This is a genomic window from Leisingera sp. JC1 (genome assembly GCF_001679925.1).
In the GTDB taxonomy this organism is placed as follows: domain Bacteria; phylum Pseudomonadota; class Alphaproteobacteria; order Rhodobacterales; family Rhodobacteraceae; genus Leisingera.
Genome location: NZ_LYUZ01000013.1, coordinates 51,266 through 67,032, shown reverse-complemented (window position 1 = coordinate 67,032; position 15,767 = coordinate 51,266). Strand labels below are relative to the sequence as shown.

The window sequence follows — 15,767 nt, the reverse complement described above, 5'->3', positions numbered from 1 at the left end:
CTGACCCAAGTGAGCGGCTCTGAGACGCCTGCCATCACCTGCCGGAATGTCTGGCAGGTGTTTGGCAACAACGCAGACAGCGCCTTGAAGGAGGCGCTGTCGCGGCACGAAACACCCGAAGCAGCAGCGCAGGACTTGCGCGGCAAGGGGCTGATCCCGGCAGTGCAGGACGCCTCCTTTGACGTGAAGGAGGGGGAGCTGTTTGTGATCATGGGGCTGTCAGGCTCCGGCAAGTCCACCCTGATCCGTTGCATCTCGCACCTGCTGCACGCCACCGGCGGCGAGATCCGCATCGACGGCGAAAACATCGTCGAGGCCAGTCCCAAGCGGCTGATCGAGCTGCGCCGCAAGAAGCTGGGCATGGTGTTCCAGCACTTCGGCCTGTTCCCGCATATGACCGTGGCGGAAAACGTCGCCTACCCGCTGCGGGTGCAGGGGGTGAAGAAGAAGCAGCGCCTTGCCAAGGCGCAGGAGGTGATCGAACTGGTCGGCCTCGGCGGGCGGGAAAAGAACTTCCCGCGCGAGCTGTCCGGCGGCCAGCGCCAGCGCGTCGGTATTGCCCGCTCGCTGGTGGCGGATTGTTCGGTCTGGTTCCTGGATGAGCCGTTCTCGGCGTTGGACCCGCTGATCCGGCGGCAGCTGCAGGATGAGTTCCTGGAAATCCAGGCCAAGCTTAGGACCACCATCGTTTTCATCACTCATGACATCAATGAGGCGCTGAAGCTCGCCGACCGCATCGCCATCATGCGCGACGGCAAGGTGGTGCAGATCGGCACGCCTGCCGACATCGTGCTGCGCCCGGTCGATGACTATGTGCGCGAGTTCTCCAAGGACGTGGCCAAGGGCCAGCATGCGCATGTGTCCTCGGTAATGCAGCCGGGCGAACACCATGTCTACGGCGCCGACGATCCCGGCCTGCGCCAGGATATGACGCTGGATGCAGCCCTTGCGCGCTGTATGGAGCTGTACGAGCCGGTGCCGGTCCGCACGGATGACGGCAAGCTGGTCGGCGTGGTGAACCCTGCAGACCTCGCTGCCGCGCTGCAGGTGGAGCAAGGGTGATGGCAGGTCTTTCGAAAGGCTCGATTGCGGCGCTGATCGCAGCGGCGGTGGGTGCTCTGTGCTTGGCTCTGGAAAGCAGTGCCCCATGGCTTGTGAAATTCCCTGCTGCCTGGGTGCTGCCCGCCACCGACTGGGTCGGGGCCTTCATGGAATGGTTCCTGGCACTCATCAAACCAACCGCCCGTGCCTTCTCGGCGCTGATGTTCTATCCGATGGAAGCGGCAAACTACGTGCTGAGCCACACGCCCTGGCCGCTGGTCATCTGCGCCACCACGGCACTGGCCTGGACCCTGGGCGGCGTGCGGATGGCACTGATGGCTGTGGTGGGCCTCGGCTTTGTGCTGGCGTCGGGCTACTGGCCCGAAAGCATGAACACTCTGGCGCTGGTTGCCGTCTCGGTGCCCTTGGCGCTGATCATTGGCGGCGGCATCGGCATCCTCGCCAATGAATTCCCCAAGATTCGCCAGCCGGTGCAGGCGGTGCTCGACATCATGCAGACGGTACCGACCTTTGCCTATCTCACGCCGTTGCTGGTGCTGTTCGGCTTTGGTCCTGTGGTCGGCCTCATCGCCTCCGCCATCTACGCGGCGCCGCCGATGGCGCGCAATGTGCTCCTTGGTCTCGAACGGGTGGAGCCGGAGATCAAGGAAGCTGCCATTATGGCTGGCGGCACCCGCTTGCAGCAGCTGTTCCAGTGCGAGATCCCTTCCGCCGGGCAGCAGATCATGGTGGGCGTCAACCAGTGCCTTATGGCGGCGCTGTCGATGGTGATCATCGCGGCCGTGATCGGCGGCTTTGACGACATCGGCTGGGAGGTCCTGCTGACCATGCGCAAGGCGCAGTTCGGACAGAGCCTCTTGGCAGGCCTGGTGATTGTGATCTTTGCAATCCTGATCGACCGGATGAGCGGCACCCTGACCCAGGACCGGCGCGACATGCACGATGCGCGCATCGCTTGGGGCATCGTGGCGCTGGGTGTCGTGGTCAGCGCGGCCTTCTGGGGCAGCATTCAGCAGCCCGGCGCCTATGGCCTGTTCAACCCGGTGGCGGACAGTGTCGACCGCGGCCTGTCGTCCTTCACCAGCGCCAATGCGGAATTCCTGACTGCGCTCAAGAACAACGTGCTGTTCTACGTGCTGCTGCCGATGCGGATCGGACTGGATCAGGCGGTGCTGCCCTTCACCTGGGGCTTTGCCTGGACCCCGATGATGAGTGCAGCGCTGTTTGCGGCGGGTGCCGCGGCCGGGGTGGTCTTTGCACTGCGCGGACGGGTAGCGCTCGGTGTCATGCTGCTGATTGCTGCTGGAATGCTGGAAACTGGCATTTCCCAGCTGCCATGGCCCTTTGTGCTGGTGGGCGCCGGCGCGCTGGCCTGGGTTGCAGGTGGTCGCAATTTGTCCGTTCTGACTGTCGTCCTGTTGGGCACCATCCTGCTCTCCGGCCTGTGGGAGCGGGCATTGCTGTCGCTATACCTCTCCGGTGCTGCCGTGTTTGCCTGCGCGCTGATGGGTGGTGCCATTGGCTTGGCATCGGCGGTGTCGCCCGGTGTCTGGCGGGTGGTGCGCCCAGTCTGCGACATGCTGCAGACCATTCCGCTGTTCGTGTTCCTGATCCCGGTGCTGATGGTGTTCCAGATCGGCGAGTTCTCCGCCTTCCTGGCGATCATCGCCTATGCCATCGTGCCGATGATCCGTTACACGCGGCACGGGCTGGTCTCGACGCCGGACGAGATGATCGAGGCTGCCACTGCCTCCGGCGCCACCACATGGCAGATGCTCAAGGACATCCGCGCGCCTTACGCGGCGCCGTCGATCCTGCTGGGGCTGAACCAGACCATCCTCTATGCCTTTGCGATGCTGGTCATTGCGGCGCTGATCGGCACCACCGGCCTCGGCCAGTCGATCTATCTGGCGCTAGGGCAGGCGGATGTGGGGCTGGGCATCTCCGCAGGTGCGGCGATGGCGATCCTCGCCTTGATCGCCGACCGTATGGTGCAGGGCTTTGCCGAGGAGCGGCGCAAGGCGCTTGGCCTGTAACTAACCTCAAACCCAAGTGAAAAGGGCGCCCCAGCGGCGCCCTTTTTGATCTGGGGCAACGTTCTATATTGCCCGCCCGCCTATAGCTGCAATGAAGTCTGATCTATAACCGGAGAAACCCCGATGGCCTGGTTTGAGTTCACCGCTGCGCTGATGCTGTTCCTGGCCAGCCACGCCATCCCCGTGCGCCCGCCGGTGCGGCCGTGGCTGGTCAGCCGCCTCGGCCTGCGCGGCTATATCATTGCCTATAGCCTGCTGTCGCTGATGATCCTCGCTTGGCTGGTTGTCGCCGCCGCTCGCGCGCCTTTTGTTGGCGTTTTGCCCTATTGGGAGGGCTTCCGCTGGGTGCCGCTGCTGGTGATGCCGCTGGCCTGCCTGCTGGCGGTGGGTGGCATGATGCGGCAGAATCCGTTCAGCTTTGGCGGTCTGGGGCTGCGCGCTTTTGACCCGGCGGACCCCGGCATCCTGGCTGTCAGCCGCCACCCGCTGCTGGCGGCAATGGCGCTTTGGGCCGGGGCGCACCTTCTGGCCAACGGCGACCTGGCGCATGTGATCCTGTTTGGCCTCTTTGCGGGCTTTGCCTGGATAGGCATGGCGCTGATCGACAAGCGCAAGCAGCGCCAGATGGGGCAGGGGGAATGGCGCCGCCTCAGCCGCAACACTGCGCGGCTGAAACTGCTGCGCCTGCGCCCCATGGCTAGTGAGACCGGGCTGGCCGCGGCGGTGTTCCTGGCGCTGCTGGTCTTGCACGCCCCGATCATCGGCTACAGTCCGCTGCCCTGGTAGGGGTTGACCCCGGCGGCCGCATGACCACCTATGAAACGACACGAGACTGGAGAGACCGACAAATGCACCTGGCCTATGTGATGACCGAAGAACGCGGTGCCACTGACCGTTTGCTGAGCGAACTGGCCGAACGGCTGCAGGCCAAGGGCGTCCGCCTGGCCGGCATCGTGCAGACCAATGTGGAATGCTACGACAAGGAACTGTGCGACATGGATGTGCGGGTGCTGCCCGCCGGCGAGACCATCCGTATTTCGCAATCCCTGGGCGCTGGCGCCCGCGGCTGCCGCCTGAACCCGGAGGCGCTGGAACAGGCGGTCGGGCAGGTCTCTGCCGTCCTCCAAACAGACCCGGCACCGCAGCTGATGATCGTCAACAAATTCGGCAAGCACGAGGCTGACGGGCGCGGCATGCGGCCAATCATCGGCGAGGCGCTGGCGCTGGGCATCCCGGTGATTTCCGGCGTCAATAAGATGAACGTGGAGCCGTTCCAAGCCTTTGCTGACGGCATGGCGGTCGCGGCCGGGCCGGATCTGGACGCGCTCGTCGAATGGGCGGAGCAGGCCGTGGCAGAAACTGCGTAAGGAGCAGATTGCTATTTTAAATCAAAAGGTAAGTCCGCATATCTGATGCGGGCTTTTTAGGCGTCCACGCAGCGCGCGGCCTGTTCCGCCTGCTGCTGAACCACCATCGTCTGATCAGAAAAAGAGAGAAGATGGTGGGCGACCCTGGAATCGAACCAGGCGTGCGTCTCCGCGAGGGAGTTACAGTCCCCTGCCACACCTTGCGGCCTGTCGCCCACTGTCAGTTGCTTGTTGCACCTGATGTGGAGGCGTGATTACAAGCAGGCCAAAGGAGCGTCAACCGGAAAAACGCAAGTTTTTCGCGCGCCCCGCAAATTCTTTCTGCCGGAGTGCAAAATGTCCAAGAAACCCAAATGGGTCGTCGAAAAAGAACAGTCCAAGAAGGCCGCCGCGGCAGAAACCGTATGGCTGTTCGGGCTGCATGCGGTGCGTGACGCGCTGCTCAATCCCAAGCGTGAAAAACTGCGCCTGATGGTGACCCTGAACGCGCAGGCGAAACTGGCGGATGCCATTGAAGAGTGCGGCATTGAAGCAGAGGTCATCGACCCGCGGAAATTCAACCCGCCCATCGACCCGCAGTCGGTGCACCAAGGGGCGGCGCTGGAGGTAAAGCCGCTGAACTGGGGCGGGCTGGCAGAAAACTGCATTGGCCTTGAAGCGCCCCGCGTGCTGCTGCTGGACCGGGTGACAGACCCGCATAACGTTGGTGCCATCCTGCGCTCAGCCGAGGTGCTGGGCGCCAGCGCCGTCATTGGGACCCGCCACCATTCGGCACCGGAAACCGGGGCCTTGGCCAAGACCGCCAGCGGCGCGCTGGAGCGTCAGCCGTACCTGCGGATGCGCAACCTCGCCGATACCATAACCGAACTGCAGGGCATGGGCTTTATAGTGCTGGGCCTGGATGGCGAGGCCGATCAGACCATCGAGTCCGCGCTGGCGGGCAAGCAGCACCTGCCGGTGGCGCTGGTGCTGGGTGCCGAAGGTCCGGGCCTGCGCCAGAAAACCAAGGAGACCGTGGACGGGCTGGTCAAGATCGATGCTGCAGGCGGCTTTGGCTCGCTCAACGTCTCCAATGCAGCGGCAATTGCCCTTTACGCGTCCATCGCCCGCTGAGGAGCCTGGTGTCACACCTTGTTCACATCTGCGTAAGCCGCCTTTGCAACGGCACGGCGGTGCGGCAAAGTCGCAGGCCTGATGCAAGCAGTGAATGGAGTGCAATGTGATCCTGCGTCTGGTGCTGATGGCCGCCGCGGTATTGTTCCTGTCCCTGCCGGAAGCGGCACGGGCTGAACCGGCTGTGTACTCCTCGCGTGCCGGCGTGGCCATCGGCGGATATGACACGGTTGCGTTTTTTGAACATGGTACGGCCGAGGAGGGGCGGCCTGTACATGCCGTCATGTGGAAGGGCGTTGTCTGGCGCTTTGCCTCAGCCCATAATCAGGCGCAATTCGAAGCCAACCCGCGGGCCTATGCGCCTGCTTTCGGGGGGTACTGCGCCTATGCCATGTCCAAGGGTCAGCTACACGAAGGCAACCCGCAGCTGTGGGCAATTGTCGATGGGGAGCTTTTTCTGTTGAATAACAGGCGTGTGCATGTGCTGTGGCAGGCTGATACAGCGCATATGATTGCCTCAGGCAGGATTCATTGGCCTGCCGTTCTCAGAAAATAACGTGTCACCTCACAAATGTGTGATAAGCGCTTTTATTTTTCAAACCGTGACCCATATACAATACAGACTGCGGAGTGGAACCACCGCAGATCTTTTTCACTGTCCCTCGTTCCATACCTTGCGCCCGGTTCGTCCGGGCGCATTTTTATTTTCAGGCAGCGATTCCGCCTATGCGGCTGCCGGCGCCGCAGCTAGGGTGCCCGCATGACAGACTACAGTGACGAGCATCTGAAGAAGGTCCTGCAGAGCGCCAAGACGGTGGCGGTGGTGGGCGTGTCGATGAACCCGGTGCGTCCCAGCTATTACGTGGCGCGCTATCTGGGCCTGAAGGGCTACCGGGTGATCCCGGTCAATCCCGGCCATGCCGGCAAGATGCTGTTTGGCGAAACGGTGCGGGCGAGCCTTTCAGAAATTGATCTGCCGGTGGACATGGTCGACATCTTTCGCCGCTCAGAGGCAGTGCCGCCGATCGTCGATGAGGCGCTGGCGGCCTTTCCCAAGCTGCAGACCATATGGATGCAGATCGGCGTGGAACATGCCGAAGCCGCCGCCAAGGCCGAGGCGCGCGGCGTCACGGTGATCCAGAACCGCTGCCCGAAAATCGAATACCAGCGCCTGTTCGGCGAGCTGCGCATGGGCGGCTTTGCCACCGGGATCATTTCTTCGAAATTCTGACGGCTGGCGCGGGGCAGGGTGCTCCCGCCCGCTGCTGCCGTCCTGCCGGACGGCCTTCACGGTTGGGCCCGGCGCCGCTGCGCGGCGCAAAGGGCTTGCTGGGAAGCCCATGAGAGGCAGAAATGCCCTCAAGGGTGTTGCTGATTGCGGTTTTAAGAGCGTGTCAAGGACAAGCCGCGCGTGCCGCGCGGAGGCTGCGCCTCCCTTGATCCGCCACCCGGCCCGGCTGTCAGTTTTGGGGGCGGCTGGCCTTCTCGGCAATGCCGCTGAGCCCCTGCCGCTCGGCCAGCACCTTCAGCACATCGTCCAGCGCCACGTCACGGGCGGCCAGCATCACCAGGAAATGATAGAGCACATCAGCGCCTTCCGAAGCCAGCTTGGCCTTGTCATCCTTCACCGCCTCGATAATGGCCTCAATGGCTTCCTCACCGAATTTCTCGGCGCATTTTTCCGGCCCCTTGGCCAGCAGCTTGGCCGTCCAGCTGGCCTCCGGATCGGTGCCCTTGCGGGACAGGATGGTGGCTTCGAGATCGTGCAGCAGGCTCATCACATGCCCCCTCAGTTCAGCCGCATCGGGATGCCGGCGGCAGCCATATGTTCCTTGGCTTCCTGGATGGTGTATTCCCCGAAGTGGAAGATCGAGGCCGCCAGCACCGCGCTGGCGCCGCCCTTGGTGACGCCTTCCACCAGGTGATCCAGATTGCCGACGCCGCCCGAGGCGATCACCGGCACGTCCACCGCATCGGAAATCGCCTTGGTCAGCGGCAGGTTGAAACCGGACTTGGTGCCATCGCGGTCCATCGAAGTCAGCAGGATTTCACCGGCGCCTTTGGCTGTCACGAGCCTGGCAAATTCCACTGCGTCGATGCCGGTCGGCTTGCGCCCGCCATGGGTGAAGATCTCCCAGCGGCCCGGCTCCACTGTCTTGGCGTCAATGGCGCAGACGATGCACTGGCTGCCGAACTGATCCGCAGCCTCGGCAATCACATCCGGGTTGGCGACCGCGGCTGAATTGAACGAGACCTTGTCGGCCCCTGCCAGCAGCAGCGCGCGCACATCTTCCTTGGTCCGTACCCCGCCGCCCACGGTCAGCGGCACAAAGCACTGCTCGGCGGTGCGCTGGACCATGTCGAACATGGTGCCCCGGTTTTCATGGGTAGCGTGAATGTCGAGAAAGCAGATCTCATCCGCGCCCGCCGCATCATATGCCTTGGCGCATTCCACCGGGTCGCCTGCATCGCGCAGGCCGACAAAGTTGACACCCTTGACCACGCGCCCGTCAGCGACGTCGAGACAGGGGATGATGCGGGTTTTCAGCATGGATCGTGCCTTTCAAGCTGCTTGCCCCGTGGGTACGCAAAGCCTGCGGCAAGCGCAACAGGTATGGCGGGGGATGCGCGTTTTGGTCCGGGATTCAGGGAGACGGCAGCCCGCGCAGAACCGCCGGAAACAAGCGCTATCGAAGATGTGAGTTGCCTGCCCGGCCCGGCTGCCCTGATCATGGCCGGACGTACCTGTATTCCGGAGAAGCTGTTATGAAAAAAACTCTTATCCTCGCTGGCGCAATCGCACTTGCTTCCGCTTTGCCCGCCGCTGCGGACCTGGTCGCGGTGCCAAGCCAGAAACCCGTCGGTGAAACCATGGATGCGCTGCAAGCCGCGGTGGAGGGTGCGGGCGCAACTGTCTTTGCCCGGGTGGACCATGCCGCAGGCGCGCAGAACGCAGCGCTGGAGCTGAGCCCGTCCCAGCTCCTGATCTTCGGCAACCCCAAGCTGGGAACCCCGGCGATGCAGGCGGACATGCGGGCAGGGCTCTACCTGCCGCTCAAGGTGCTGGCCTATGAGGATGCCGGCGGCCAGGTCTGGCTGACTTACGAGGACCCGGCAGAAATGCTCTCAGGCCTCGACGTTCCTGCCGATGCTGAATTTATCGCCAAGATGCAGGGCGCCCTGGGCAAGCTGACCGCTAAGGCGGCCGAATAGCCTTAGCGGCGCGACGCCAGGTAGCGCGAAAAAGCAATCGCCAGCCCCCACAGCAACCCGGCCCCCATGGAGACCGGGCCGAAGATCAGCGGCCCCCAGGCCGCAAGGACCCCCATGGTATAGGCGGTCTCGCCCAGGTCCTGGCCCAGCACCACGCAGGGGTTGGCAAACCCCTCGTGGATTTCACAATCAAAGCCAAATCCCAACAGCACCACCGCAACAATGCATAGGAGCCACAAAACAATCGGCCCTATGGTCAGGATAGCCAGGATGCGTCGGACTAGGCGCATGAGGTTCCTTTCGCCGGGGCAGCGTCAGGCTTTCAGAACCGCCAGCGCCTCTTTCAGGTCAATGGCGCCATCATACAGCGCCCGGCCCGAAATCGCACCATTGAGAGGTGCGCCGCAGGATTTCAGCGCCCTGAGGTCGTCCAGCGAGGACACGCCGCCGGAGGCAATCACCGGGATGCTGACCGCATTTGCCAGATCGGCGGTGGCCTCGACATTCGGCCCCTTCATCGCGCCGTCGCGCAGGATGTCGGTATAGATGATCGCGGCCACGCCGGCATCCTCGAACGATTTTGCGAGGTCGGTGACCATCACGTCGGTTTCCTCGGCCCAGCCTTTGGTTGCGACTTTGCCGTTGCGGGCGTCGATGCCGACCGCGACCTTGCCGGGGAACTCCCGCGCCGCTTCGCGCACCAGGTCCGGGTTCTCCACCGCCACGGTGCCCAGGATCACCCGCGCCAGGCCCTTGTCGATCCAGCGCTCGATGGTTGCCATGTCGCGGATGCCGCCGCCCAGCTGCGCGGGCACTTTGGTCTGCTTCAGGATCTCCTCCACCGGCGCTGCATTCACCGGCTCGCCTGCAAAGGCACCGTTGAGGTCCACCAGATGCAGCCACTCGCAGCCGGCCTCGACAAACTCCAGCGCCTGCGCAGCGGGGTTGTCGTTGAACACGGTGGTCTTGTCCATCTCGCCATGCAGCAGGCGCACGGCCTGGCCGTCTTTGAGGTCAATCGCGGGGTAGAGGATCATCCGGGCGGTCCTTCGTGAAATCAAGCTGGCGGTGTTTTGCACAACGTAAGGGCAGATTGCAACGCGACCCGAAGTCAACCTTGCCTCAAAGACGGCATCAGGGACAGGCTGCCTGTAAAACAGGGAGGAAATGGAATGAAACATCTTCTGGCAGGCCTGGCAGTTGCCGTGGGTTTGGCAAGCGCTGCCGCCGCGGACCCGGTTCTGGGGGTTTGGAAGACGCAGCCTGATGACGGCTCCTATGCCCACATCCAGATGGCGAAATGCGGCGCTGCGGTCTGCGGCAAGATCGCCCGCACCTTCAACAGCGAAGGCGAGTACAAATCCCCGAACATCGGCAAGACGCTGGTGATCGACATGGTGCCGAACGGCGATGGCTCCTATGAAGGCAAGGTCTGGCGGCCGTCCAACGACAAGATCTACATCGGCAAGATGGATCTGGCGGGCAGTTCCCTTGCCCTGCGCGGCTGCGTCGCGGGCGGGCTGATCTGCTCGAAACAAACCTGGACCCGCGTCCAGTAAGCCGTTTAAGGGCTGTCGTTACAGCAGCCCCAGCTGCACCGGGATCGGCGCATAGCCGCGTTTCAGCTGCCGGTCCCGGAAGCCTTCGAAGATTGCCAGCGCCTCTGCGTGCGCGGCGAAATAGGTCCGCTTCTGCGCACCGCCGGGTGCGTTCAGCGGCCCGGACACACGCTCCACACACCAGTCACCGAACAGCGTCGGCGTCAGGCTCAGCAGGCAATAGCGGTGCTTGCCTTCGGCGTGGTCGTATTTCTCGAAACGGATGTGCAAGGGAGGGGCTGCCGCGGTGACAAGGGGTCCGCCCCGTATGCCTCGAAGCGGACCCCTTGTCTATTGTTCAATCCGGCGAATTGCACCGGCCCCAGCGGCAGCTGTGACCCTTACACCTCACCTGTGTATTCGCCGCGCGCCGGGTAGTTGTTGGGGATGGCAAAATCCAGCGCCGCCACCAGTTCCGCAAAATGCGGGCGCACAAACGGCATCGTTTGCACAGACCCGTAATAGAGCGTCTGCTCCGGCGTCACCAGGAACAAGCCGGGTTCGGAAAACAGCGCGGGCTCCTCGATCCCGATCGAGGTCTTGCCGCGCGAAGTGGAGATGTAAAGCCCCCATTCCTTGGCCACAGACAGCGGCAGATCATAGCCGAAGCGCAGCTCCTTGGCCCCGATCTTGTCAGCCATCGCACGGGTGCGCTCCTCGCCGTCAGAGCTGACCGCGATGCAGTTGACGCCGCGCTCGGCAAAGGCGGCCACCTTCTTCTCGAATTCCTTCAGGTAGGTGGCGCAGATCGGGCAGTGCAGACCGCGGTAAAAGCAGATCACTGTGCCGCGCTCGGCCGTTTCCGAAGACAGGTCGAACTGCCCGTGGTCCAGCGTCGGCAGGGTCAGGTCCGGGGTCTTCTGGCGGGGGATCAGCATGTATATGGTCCTTGTGAGTGGTGTGAGTGGTGGTGCTTGCCTGAATGTATTGCGCAGTTTACTGTCCGAAAAATCCGAAAAACCTGATGGAAACACCGAAAGCATGGACCGCCTCACGACTTTAATGGACCGTTTTCAGCTTGCCGTGCAGGCCGCTTTCCCGGGCCGCGCCAACCTGATCGCCCTGGCAAACGCGGCAGGAGAACCGGTGCGGATCCTCTACCGCACCCGCGGCCCGCTGGCGGAGCCTGCTCCGGGTGCGGTCATGTGGGCGGCGCGGGTGGAATGGTCGGGGCACAGCAACCCGTTCCTGGCCGCCCTGCCGCCAGTGGTGGAGTATGACGTGTCCGGCAATGCCGAGGCGCAAGGGCTGGTGCGGCTGATGCGGGACGAGGCCGAAAGGCAGCACTGCGGCGCGCAGTCTGTGATCAACCGGCTGGGGGAGGTGCTGATGGTGCGCTTGTTGCGCAACCAGATCCAGAAAGGCGCGACAGAGCCGGGGCTGCTGGCGGGCCTCGCCGACCCGCGCCTCAGCCGGGCCATCGTTGCGATGCATGACCATCCGGGCCGCCTTTGGACCAATGCCGACCTGGCGCAGGAGGCAGGTCTGTCGCTGTCGCGCTTTGCGGAACTGTTTGCCGCCGAAGTGGGCGAAACCCCAATCGGCTACCTGCGCCGCTGGCGGCTGATCCTGGCGCATCAGGATCTTGTGCGCGGCGATAGGGTGGAGGCGGTCGCCCGCCGTTACGCTTACACCAGCCCCGAGGGTTTCACCCGCGCTTTCCGCAAGGCTTACGGCGTCGCGCCGGTCTCCCTGCGCTCCGCTGCGGCCTGAACGCCGCGGCTTTCATCTTTCCACAAATACTCAAAGCCAGGGTCAACGGCGCGTCAGCGCCGTCCCCTTAGGGCTTCCAGGTCAGGAAGTTTCCGATCATCCGCAAGCCAGTGGCCTGGCTTTTCTCCGGGTGGAACTGCATCCCGACCATCGTGTCCCGCCCGATGACGGCAGTCACGTCGCCGGCATAATCCACATGCGCCAGCCGCTCCGCCGGGTTCGCCACGCGGAAATGGTAGGAATGCACGAAGTACACGTGATCGCCGCTCTGGATGCCGTCAAAGACCGGATGAGCGTGATCGATCACCAGATCATTCCAGCCCATATGCGGCACCTTCAGGGAGGCATCCGCCGGGGTGATCTTCACCACATCGCCGCCAACCCAGCCGAGGCCCGGTGTATCTTCATACTCATGCCCGGTGGTCGCCATCAGCTGCATGCCTACGCAGATGCCCAGGAACGGCCGACCTTTTTGCTCCACCGCTTCGACCATGGCGTCATAGATGCCCTTATGGCCGCGCAGCTCTGCCGCGCAGGCCGGGAAGGCGCCATCGCCGGGCAGCACCAGCCGGTCGGCCCGCGCCACCACATCCGCGTCGGAGGTCACCACGACCTCGCCCGCATCCATCTCCCGCGCCATGCGCTGGAACGCCTTCTCGGCCGAGTGCAGGTTGCCGGATTCGTAGTCGATAATTGCGGTCAGCATTTACAGCGCACCTTTAGTGGACGGAATCGCATCCGCCTTGCGCGGGTCGGTCTCCACCGCCAGCCGTAGCGCGCGGGCAACCGCCTTGAAGGCCGCCTCGGCGATGTGGTGGCTGTTGAACCCGTGCAGTTGGTCGATGTGCAGGGTTATGCCGCCATGGGTGCTCAAGGCTTGAAAAAACTCGCGCACCAGCTCGGTGTCAAAAGTGCCGATTTTTTGGGTCGGCAGCTCCACATTCCAGATCAGGAAGGGGCGCGCCGACAGGTCCAGTGCACAGCGCACCTGGGCGTCATCCATCGGCAGGTGGCATTCACCGTAACGGCGGATGCCCTTCTTGTTCCCCAGCGCCTGCACCAGTGCCTGACCCAGCGCGATGCCGGTGTCCTCCACCGTGTGGTGGTCGTCGATGTGGTAGTCGCCCTTGGCGCGGATGGTCATGTCGATCAGCGAATGGCGCGCCAGCTGGTCCAGCATGTGGTCGAAAAAGCCAACCCCGGTCTGGTTGTCATAAACCCCGGTGCCGTCGAGGTTGATCTCGACCGAAATATCGGTTTCCGCGGTCTTGCGGGTCACTTTGGCGGTACGCATCAGCGGCTTATCCTTCGTCATGCTGCAAGAACTTCAGTTCTGCCTTGGCGCTTATAGGGCGGGCAGGGGGCATGGCTCAAGTGCGGCATTGTGCATGGGGGCCAACCTGTTGCAGCAATCCCGGTCTCTTGCGCCCGCCTGCGCCCCGTGCGAGCTTGTGCGCAATTTCCTGATCAGCCATGAGGGCCCCATGTCCACCTGCGTCTTTGTCCAGATCCGCTGCAAACCCGGCACCACCTACAAGGTGGCTGAGGAGATTGCCCTGCGTGAAATCCATTCCGAGCTCTATTCCACCAGCGGCAATTTCGACCTGCTGATGAAACTTTACATCCCAAGCGGTGAGGATGTCGGTAAATACATCAATGACCAGTTGCTGCAGATTGAGGGGATCGAGCGGTCGCTCACCACGATGACCTACAAGGTGTTCTGAGGCTTCCAGCAGCGAAACCCTGGAAAGCAAAACGCCCCGCACTGCGGGGCGTTTTCTGTTTCCGGGCCATCGCGCGGTCAGGCGGCGATCAGGCCTTGCTCGCTGAGTTCGGCATAAGCCGTATCAACCGCGGTCTTCATCCGTGCCAGCATGTCGTCGACCTCATCCTTGGTGATGATGATCGGCGGGCACAGCGCCAGCGCGTTGCCGGCCACCGCCCGCAGGATCAGCCCGTTTTCCTGGCAGGCCTTCTGCGCGGCGGCGCCTGCTGCGCCCTTGTCAAAGCTGGCGCCGGTGGTCTTGTTCGACACCAGCTCCAGCGCCGCGATCAGCCCCTTGCCGCGGACCTCGCCAACCAGCGGATGATCGTTGAAAACCTCGCGCAGCTGCGCCTGCATATAGGCGCCCACGTCCGCGGCGTGTTCAAACAGGTTGTCCCGCTCATAGATCTCCAGCGTCTTCAGTGCCGCCGCACAGGCCGCCGGGTGGCCGGAGTAGGTATAGCCGTGGCCGAACACGCCAACCTCATTGGTCTGCGCAATCATCGCCTCATACATATACCCCGGAATGACCGAGGCGGAGATCGGGAAATAGGCAGAGCTCAGCTGCTTGGCAAAGGTCATCAGGTCCGGCTTGATGCCCATGGTGGTGCAGCCGAAATCGGCACCGGTACGCCCGAAGCCGCAGATCACCTCATCTGCCCAAACCAGGATGCCATGCTTGCGCAGCACTGCCTGCAGCTTCTCGTAATAGCCCTCCGGCGGCACGATCACGCCGGACGCGCCGGTGATCGGCTCCACGATCATCGCGGCGATGGTGTCGGGGTCCTCCGCCAGGATCTGCTCTTCCAGGTTGTTGATGATCCGGTCGACGAACTGCTCCTCGGTCTCGTTGCCCTGGCGGCCGGTATAATAATGCGGCGCGTCCGAACGCAGGACGTGCAGCGCCTCCAGCGGCGCATCGAAATGCGCCAGATTCGCGGGCAGGGAGGTCAGCGAGCCGGCGGCGACGGTCACCCCGTGATAACCGCGTTCGCGGGTGATGATCTTGCGTTTCTCCGGCTTGCCGATGGCGTTGAAGTAATAGCGCAGCATCTTGTAGTGGGTGTCATTGGCGTCCGAGCCGGAGTTGCCAAAGAAGATATAGGCATCTTCCACCGGGACCATCGCCTTCAGCTTCTCGGCCAGCTCCATGATCGGCTTGTGGGTCTTGCCGCCGAAGGTGTGGGTGAACGGCAGCTTGTGCAGCTGCTCGGTGATTGCATCCATCACCTCGGTGTTGCTGTAGCCCAGCGAGGTGCACCATAGGCCTGCCAGCCCTTCGATGTATTTGTTGCCGTCGGTGTCATAGACATAGATGCCTTCGCCGCGGTCCAGGCACAGCTGCTCGGTCGCGGTGAAATTGGTGGTGGGATAGATGACTGGGGCCATGGCCAAACTCCTGCGATGATCTGCCCGTGAGCATTGTTTGGCAGTAGCATTGGCCTGTTTTTCAGCCCGCGTCAAAGGAATTTGATCAAATTTTAGGGCGGTATTTGAAAAAGCGAAAGGCCACCCCGAAGGGCGGCCTTTTCGTTTCCCGATGGAGCGGGCGATGAGATTCGAACTCACGACCCTTACCTTGGCAAGGTAATGCTCTACCCCTGAGCTACGCCCGCGCTGCCATCCGGTGACGCGGTGAATAGGAAATCCGCACGCAACCCGCAAGCGGAAAATGACAGGATGGTGAAGAAAATACCGCGGGAAAGACGGCCCGAAAACGCGAAAGGCCGCCCCGAAGGACGGCCTGTTCCGCTTTCGAATGGAGCGGGCGATGAGATTCGAACTCACGACCCTTACCTTGGCAAGGTAATGCTCTACCCCTGAGCTACGCCCGCGCTGCCATTCGGTGAGGCGGTGTTTAGGGTTTTCACAAACTGGCCGCAAGAGGAAAATTTCAGAA

General features: G+C 62.9%; 20 protein-coding genes and 3 tRNA genes. 11 read left to right on the top strand and 12 right to left on the bottom strand.

Annotated features, from left to right (window positions below; translation table 11 throughout):
- Positions 1-9: 9 nt before the first annotated feature.
- The 4 genes from A9D60_RS03295 to A9D60_RS03280 all read left to right on the top strand — a co-directional run bounded on the left by A9D60_RS03295 (position 10) and on the right by A9D60_RS03280 (position 4,465).
- Positions 10-1,062 carry a quaternary amine ABC transporter ATP-binding protein gene (locus A9D60_RS03295; RefSeq protein WP_019294647.1) on the top strand — a complete coding sequence of 351 codons (1,053 nt, stop codon included), beginning with the start codon at positions 10-12 and terminating at the stop codon, positions 1,060-1,062.
- Complete coding sequence (locus A9D60_RS03290) at positions 1,062-3,098, top strand: ABC transporter permease (RefSeq protein WP_065266291.1); 2,037 nt, start codon at positions 1,062-1,064, stop codon at positions 3,096-3,098. The genes A9D60_RS03295 and A9D60_RS03290 overlap by 1 nt, the downstream gene beginning before the upstream one ends.
- Before the next feature lie 123 nt (positions 3,099-3,221).
- A complete protein-coding gene (locus A9D60_RS03285) occupies positions 3,222-3,884 on the top strand; it encodes an NnrU family protein (RefSeq protein WP_065266290.1) in 663 nt (220 codons plus the stop codon).
- Positions 3,885-3,946: 62 nt separating this feature from the next.
- Positions 3,947-4,465, top strand: a complete 519-nt coding sequence (locus tag A9D60_RS03280) for a DUF2478 domain-containing protein (RefSeq protein ID WP_065266289.1) — start codon at positions 3,947-3,949, stop codon at positions 4,463-4,465.
- Between the two features lie 132 nt (positions 4,466-4,597).
- Here the strand turns inward: A9D60_RS03280 and A9D60_RS26470 are convergent.
- Positions 4,598-4,681, bottom strand: a tRNA-Tyr gene (locus A9D60_RS26470).
- 120 nt (positions 4,682-4,801) lie between these two features.
- On the opposite strand from A9D60_RS26470, the gene rlmB reads away from it, so the two are divergent.
- The 3 genes from rlmB (at position 4,802) to A9D60_RS03265 (ending at position 6,809) form a co-directional block, all read left to right on the top strand.
- Entirely contained in the window at positions 4,802-5,578 is a 777-nt protein-coding gene (gene rlmB, locus A9D60_RS03275; RefSeq protein WP_065266288.1) for a 23S rRNA (guanosine(2251)-2'-O)-methyltransferase RlmB, read from the top strand.
- A gap of 94 nt (positions 5,579-5,672) precedes the next feature.
- Complete coding sequence (locus A9D60_RS03270) at positions 5,673-6,134, top strand: YHS domain-containing (seleno)protein (RefSeq protein ID WP_065266287.1); 462 nt, start codon at positions 5,673-5,675, stop codon at positions 6,132-6,134.
- Positions 6,135-6,338: 204 nt separating this feature from the next.
- Positions 6,339-6,809, top strand: coding sequence for a CoA-binding protein (locus A9D60_RS03265; protein WP_065266286.1), 471 nt, complete (start codon positions 6,339-6,341; stop codon positions 6,807-6,809).
- A gap of 229 nt (positions 6,810-7,038) precedes the next feature.
- Here A9D60_RS03265 and A9D60_RS03260 read toward each other — a convergent pair whose 3' ends face one another.
- Both A9D60_RS03260 and hisF read right to left on the bottom strand, forming a co-directional pair.
- Positions 7,039-7,356: a phosphoribosyl-ATP diphosphatase gene (locus A9D60_RS03260; RefSeq protein WP_065266285.1), complete on the bottom strand. Its 318-nt coding sequence runs from the start codon at positions 7,354-7,356 to the stop codon at positions 7,039-7,041.
- 11 nt (positions 7,357-7,367) lie between these two features.
- A complete protein-coding gene (hisF, locus tag A9D60_RS03255; RefSeq protein ID WP_065266284.1) occupies positions 7,368-8,129 on the bottom strand; it encodes an imidazole glycerol phosphate synthase subunit HisF in 762 nt (253 codons plus the stop codon).
- A gap of 215 nt (positions 8,130-8,344) precedes the next feature.
- On the opposite strand from hisF, the gene A9D60_RS03250 reads away from it, so the two are divergent.
- On the top strand, positions 8,345-8,791 hold the full coding sequence (locus A9D60_RS03250; protein ID WP_065266283.1) for a DUF302 domain-containing protein: 447 nt from the start codon (positions 8,345-8,347) through the stop codon (positions 8,789-8,791).
- A 2-nt stretch (positions 8,792-8,793) separates the two neighbouring features.
- Here A9D60_RS03250 and A9D60_RS03245 read toward each other — a convergent pair whose 3' ends face one another.
- Together A9D60_RS03245 and hisA are read right to left on the bottom strand one after the other, a co-directional pair.
- Positions 8,794-9,081, bottom strand: a complete 288-nt coding sequence (locus A9D60_RS03245) for a hypothetical protein (protein ID WP_065266282.1) — start codon at positions 9,079-9,081, stop codon at positions 8,794-8,796.
- A gap of 24 nt (positions 9,082-9,105) precedes the next feature.
- Positions 9,106-9,828, bottom strand: coding sequence for a 1-(5-phosphoribosyl)-5-[(5-phosphoribosylamino)methylideneamino]imidazole-4-carboxamide isomerase (gene hisA / locus A9D60_RS03240; RefSeq protein ID WP_039189700.1), 723 nt, complete (start codon positions 9,826-9,828; stop codon positions 9,106-9,108).
- Positions 9,829-9,963: 135 nt separating this feature from the next.
- On the opposite strand from hisA, the gene A9D60_RS03235 reads away from it, so the two are divergent.
- On the top strand, positions 9,964-10,350 hold the full coding sequence (locus A9D60_RS03235; protein ID WP_065266281.1) for a DUF2147 domain-containing protein: 387 nt from the start codon (positions 9,964-9,966) through the stop codon (positions 10,348-10,350).
- Positions 10,351-10,368: 18 nt separating this feature from the next.
- On the opposite strand, the gene A9D60_RS03230 is transcribed toward A9D60_RS03235, so the two are convergent.
- Both A9D60_RS03230 and A9D60_RS03225 read right to left on the bottom strand, forming a co-directional pair.
- On the bottom strand, positions 10,369-10,620 hold the full coding sequence (locus A9D60_RS03230) for a WGR domain-containing protein (RefSeq protein ID WP_065266280.1): 252 nt from the start codon (positions 10,618-10,620) through the stop codon (positions 10,369-10,371).
- A gap of 110 nt (positions 10,621-10,730) precedes the next feature.
- Positions 10,731-11,267 carry a peroxiredoxin-like family protein gene (locus A9D60_RS03225; RefSeq protein WP_065266279.1) on the bottom strand — a complete coding sequence of 179 codons (537 nt, stop codon included), beginning with the start codon at positions 11,265-11,267 and terminating at the stop codon, positions 10,731-10,733.
- 103 nt (positions 11,268-11,370) lie between these two features.
- Here A9D60_RS03225 and A9D60_RS03220 point away from each other — a divergent pair, with 103 nt between their 5' ends.
- Positions 11,371-12,102: an AraC family transcriptional regulator gene (locus tag A9D60_RS03220; RefSeq protein ID WP_065266278.1), complete on the top strand. Its 732-nt coding sequence runs from the start codon at positions 11,371-11,373 to the stop codon at positions 12,100-12,102.
- Between the two features lie 67 nt (positions 12,103-12,169).
- On the opposite strand, the gene hisH is transcribed toward A9D60_RS03220, so the two are convergent.
- Positions 12,170-12,808, bottom strand: a complete 639-nt coding sequence (gene hisH, locus A9D60_RS03215; protein WP_065266277.1) for an imidazole glycerol phosphate synthase subunit HisH — start codon at positions 12,806-12,808, stop codon at positions 12,170-12,172.
- Positions 12,809-13,396, bottom strand: coding sequence for an imidazoleglycerol-phosphate dehydratase HisB (gene hisB, locus A9D60_RS03210; protein ID WP_065266339.1), 588 nt, complete (start codon positions 13,394-13,396; stop codon positions 12,809-12,811).
- Between the two features lie 190 nt (positions 13,397-13,586).
- Between hisB and A9D60_RS03205 the strand changes: the two genes are divergently transcribed.
- The gene (locus A9D60_RS03205) at positions 13,587-13,826 is read left to right on the top strand and encodes an Lrp/AsnC family transcriptional regulator (protein WP_027236986.1); all 240 of its coding nucleotides are present in this window, start codon (positions 13,587-13,589) and stop codon (positions 13,824-13,826) included.
- Between the two features lie 77 nt (positions 13,827-13,903).
- On the opposite strand, the gene A9D60_RS03200 is transcribed toward A9D60_RS03205, so the two are convergent.
- From A9D60_RS03200 to A9D60_RS03190, 3 genes are all read right to left on the bottom strand, one after another.
- Complete coding sequence (locus tag A9D60_RS03200; protein WP_065266276.1) at positions 13,904-15,256, bottom strand: aminotransferase; 1,353 nt, start codon at positions 15,254-15,256, stop codon at positions 13,904-13,906.
- Positions 15,257-15,408: 152 nt separating this feature from the next.
- Positions 15,409-15,483: transfer RNA gene (locus tag A9D60_RS03195), tRNA-Gly, on the bottom strand.
- Between the two features lie 144 nt (positions 15,484-15,627).
- Positions 15,628-15,702 (bottom strand) — tRNA-Gly (locus A9D60_RS03190).
- Between the last annotated feature and the right edge of the window lie 65 nt (positions 15,703-15,767).

Bases quoted from the DNA above. Each gene is read 5' to 3' on its own strand.
- A9D60_RS03290 (WP_065266291.1), top strand. From the start codon at position 1,062: ATGGCAGGTCTTTCGAAAGGCTCGATTGCGGCGCTGATCGCAGCGGCG.
- A9D60_RS03285 (WP_065266290.1), top strand. From the start codon at position 3,222: ATGGCCTGGTTTGAGTTCACCGCTGCGCTGATGCTGTTCCTGGCCAGC.
- A9D60_RS03280 (WP_065266289.1), top strand. From the start codon at position 3,947: ATGCACCTGGCCTATGTGATGACCGAAGAACGCGGTGCCACTGACCGT.
- rlmB (WP_065266288.1), top strand. From the start codon at position 4,802: ATGTCCAAGAAACCCAAATGGGTCGTCGAAAAAGAACAGTCCAAGAAG.
- A9D60_RS03270 (WP_065266287.1), top strand. From the start codon at position 5,673: ATGGAGTGCAATGTGATCCTGCGTCTGGTGCTGATGGCCGCCGCGGTA.
- A9D60_RS03265 (WP_065266286.1), top strand. From the start codon at position 6,339: ATGACAGACTACAGTGACGAGCATCTGAAGAAGGTCCTGCAGAGCGCC.
- A9D60_RS03260 (WP_065266285.1), bottom strand. From the start codon at position 7,356: ATGAGCCTGCTGCACGATCTCGAAGCCACCATCCTGTCCCGCAAGGGC.
- hisF (WP_065266284.1), bottom strand. From the start codon at position 8,129: ATGCTGAAAACCCGCATCATCCCCTGTCTCGACGTCGCTGACGGGCGC.
- A9D60_RS03250 (WP_065266283.1), top strand. From the start codon at position 8,345: ATGAAAAAAACTCTTATCCTCGCTGGCGCAATCGCACTTGCTTCCGCT.
- A9D60_RS03245 (WP_065266282.1), bottom strand. From the start codon at position 9,081: ATGCGCCTAGTCCGACGCATCCTGGCTATCCTGACCATAGGGCCGATT.
- hisA (WP_039189700.1), bottom strand. From the start codon at position 9,828: ATGATCCTCTACCCCGCGATTGACCTCAAAGACGGCCAGGCCGTGCGC.
- A9D60_RS03235 (WP_065266281.1), top strand. From the start codon at position 9,964: ATGAAACATCTTCTGGCAGGCCTGGCAGTTGCCGTGGGTTTGGCAAGC.
- A9D60_RS03225 (WP_065266279.1), bottom strand. From the start codon at position 11,267: ATGCTGATCCCCCGCCAGAAGACCCCGGACCTGACCCTGCCGACGCTG.
- A9D60_RS03220 (WP_065266278.1), top strand. From the start codon at position 11,371: ATGGACCGCCTCACGACTTTAATGGACCGTTTTCAGCTTGCCGTGCAG.
- hisH (WP_065266277.1), bottom strand. From the start codon at position 12,808: ATGCTGACCGCAATTATCGACTACGAATCCGGCAACCTGCACTCGGCC.
- hisB (WP_065266339.1), bottom strand. From the start codon at position 13,396: ATGCGTACCGCCAAAGTGACCCGCAAGACCGCGGAAACCGATATTTCG.
- A9D60_RS03205 (WP_027236986.1), top strand. From the start codon at position 13,587: ATGTCCACCTGCGTCTTTGTCCAGATCCGCTGCAAACCCGGCACCACC.
- A9D60_RS03200 (WP_065266276.1), bottom strand. From the start codon at position 15,256: ATGGCCCCAGTCATCTATCCCACCACCAATTTCACCGCGACCGAGCAG.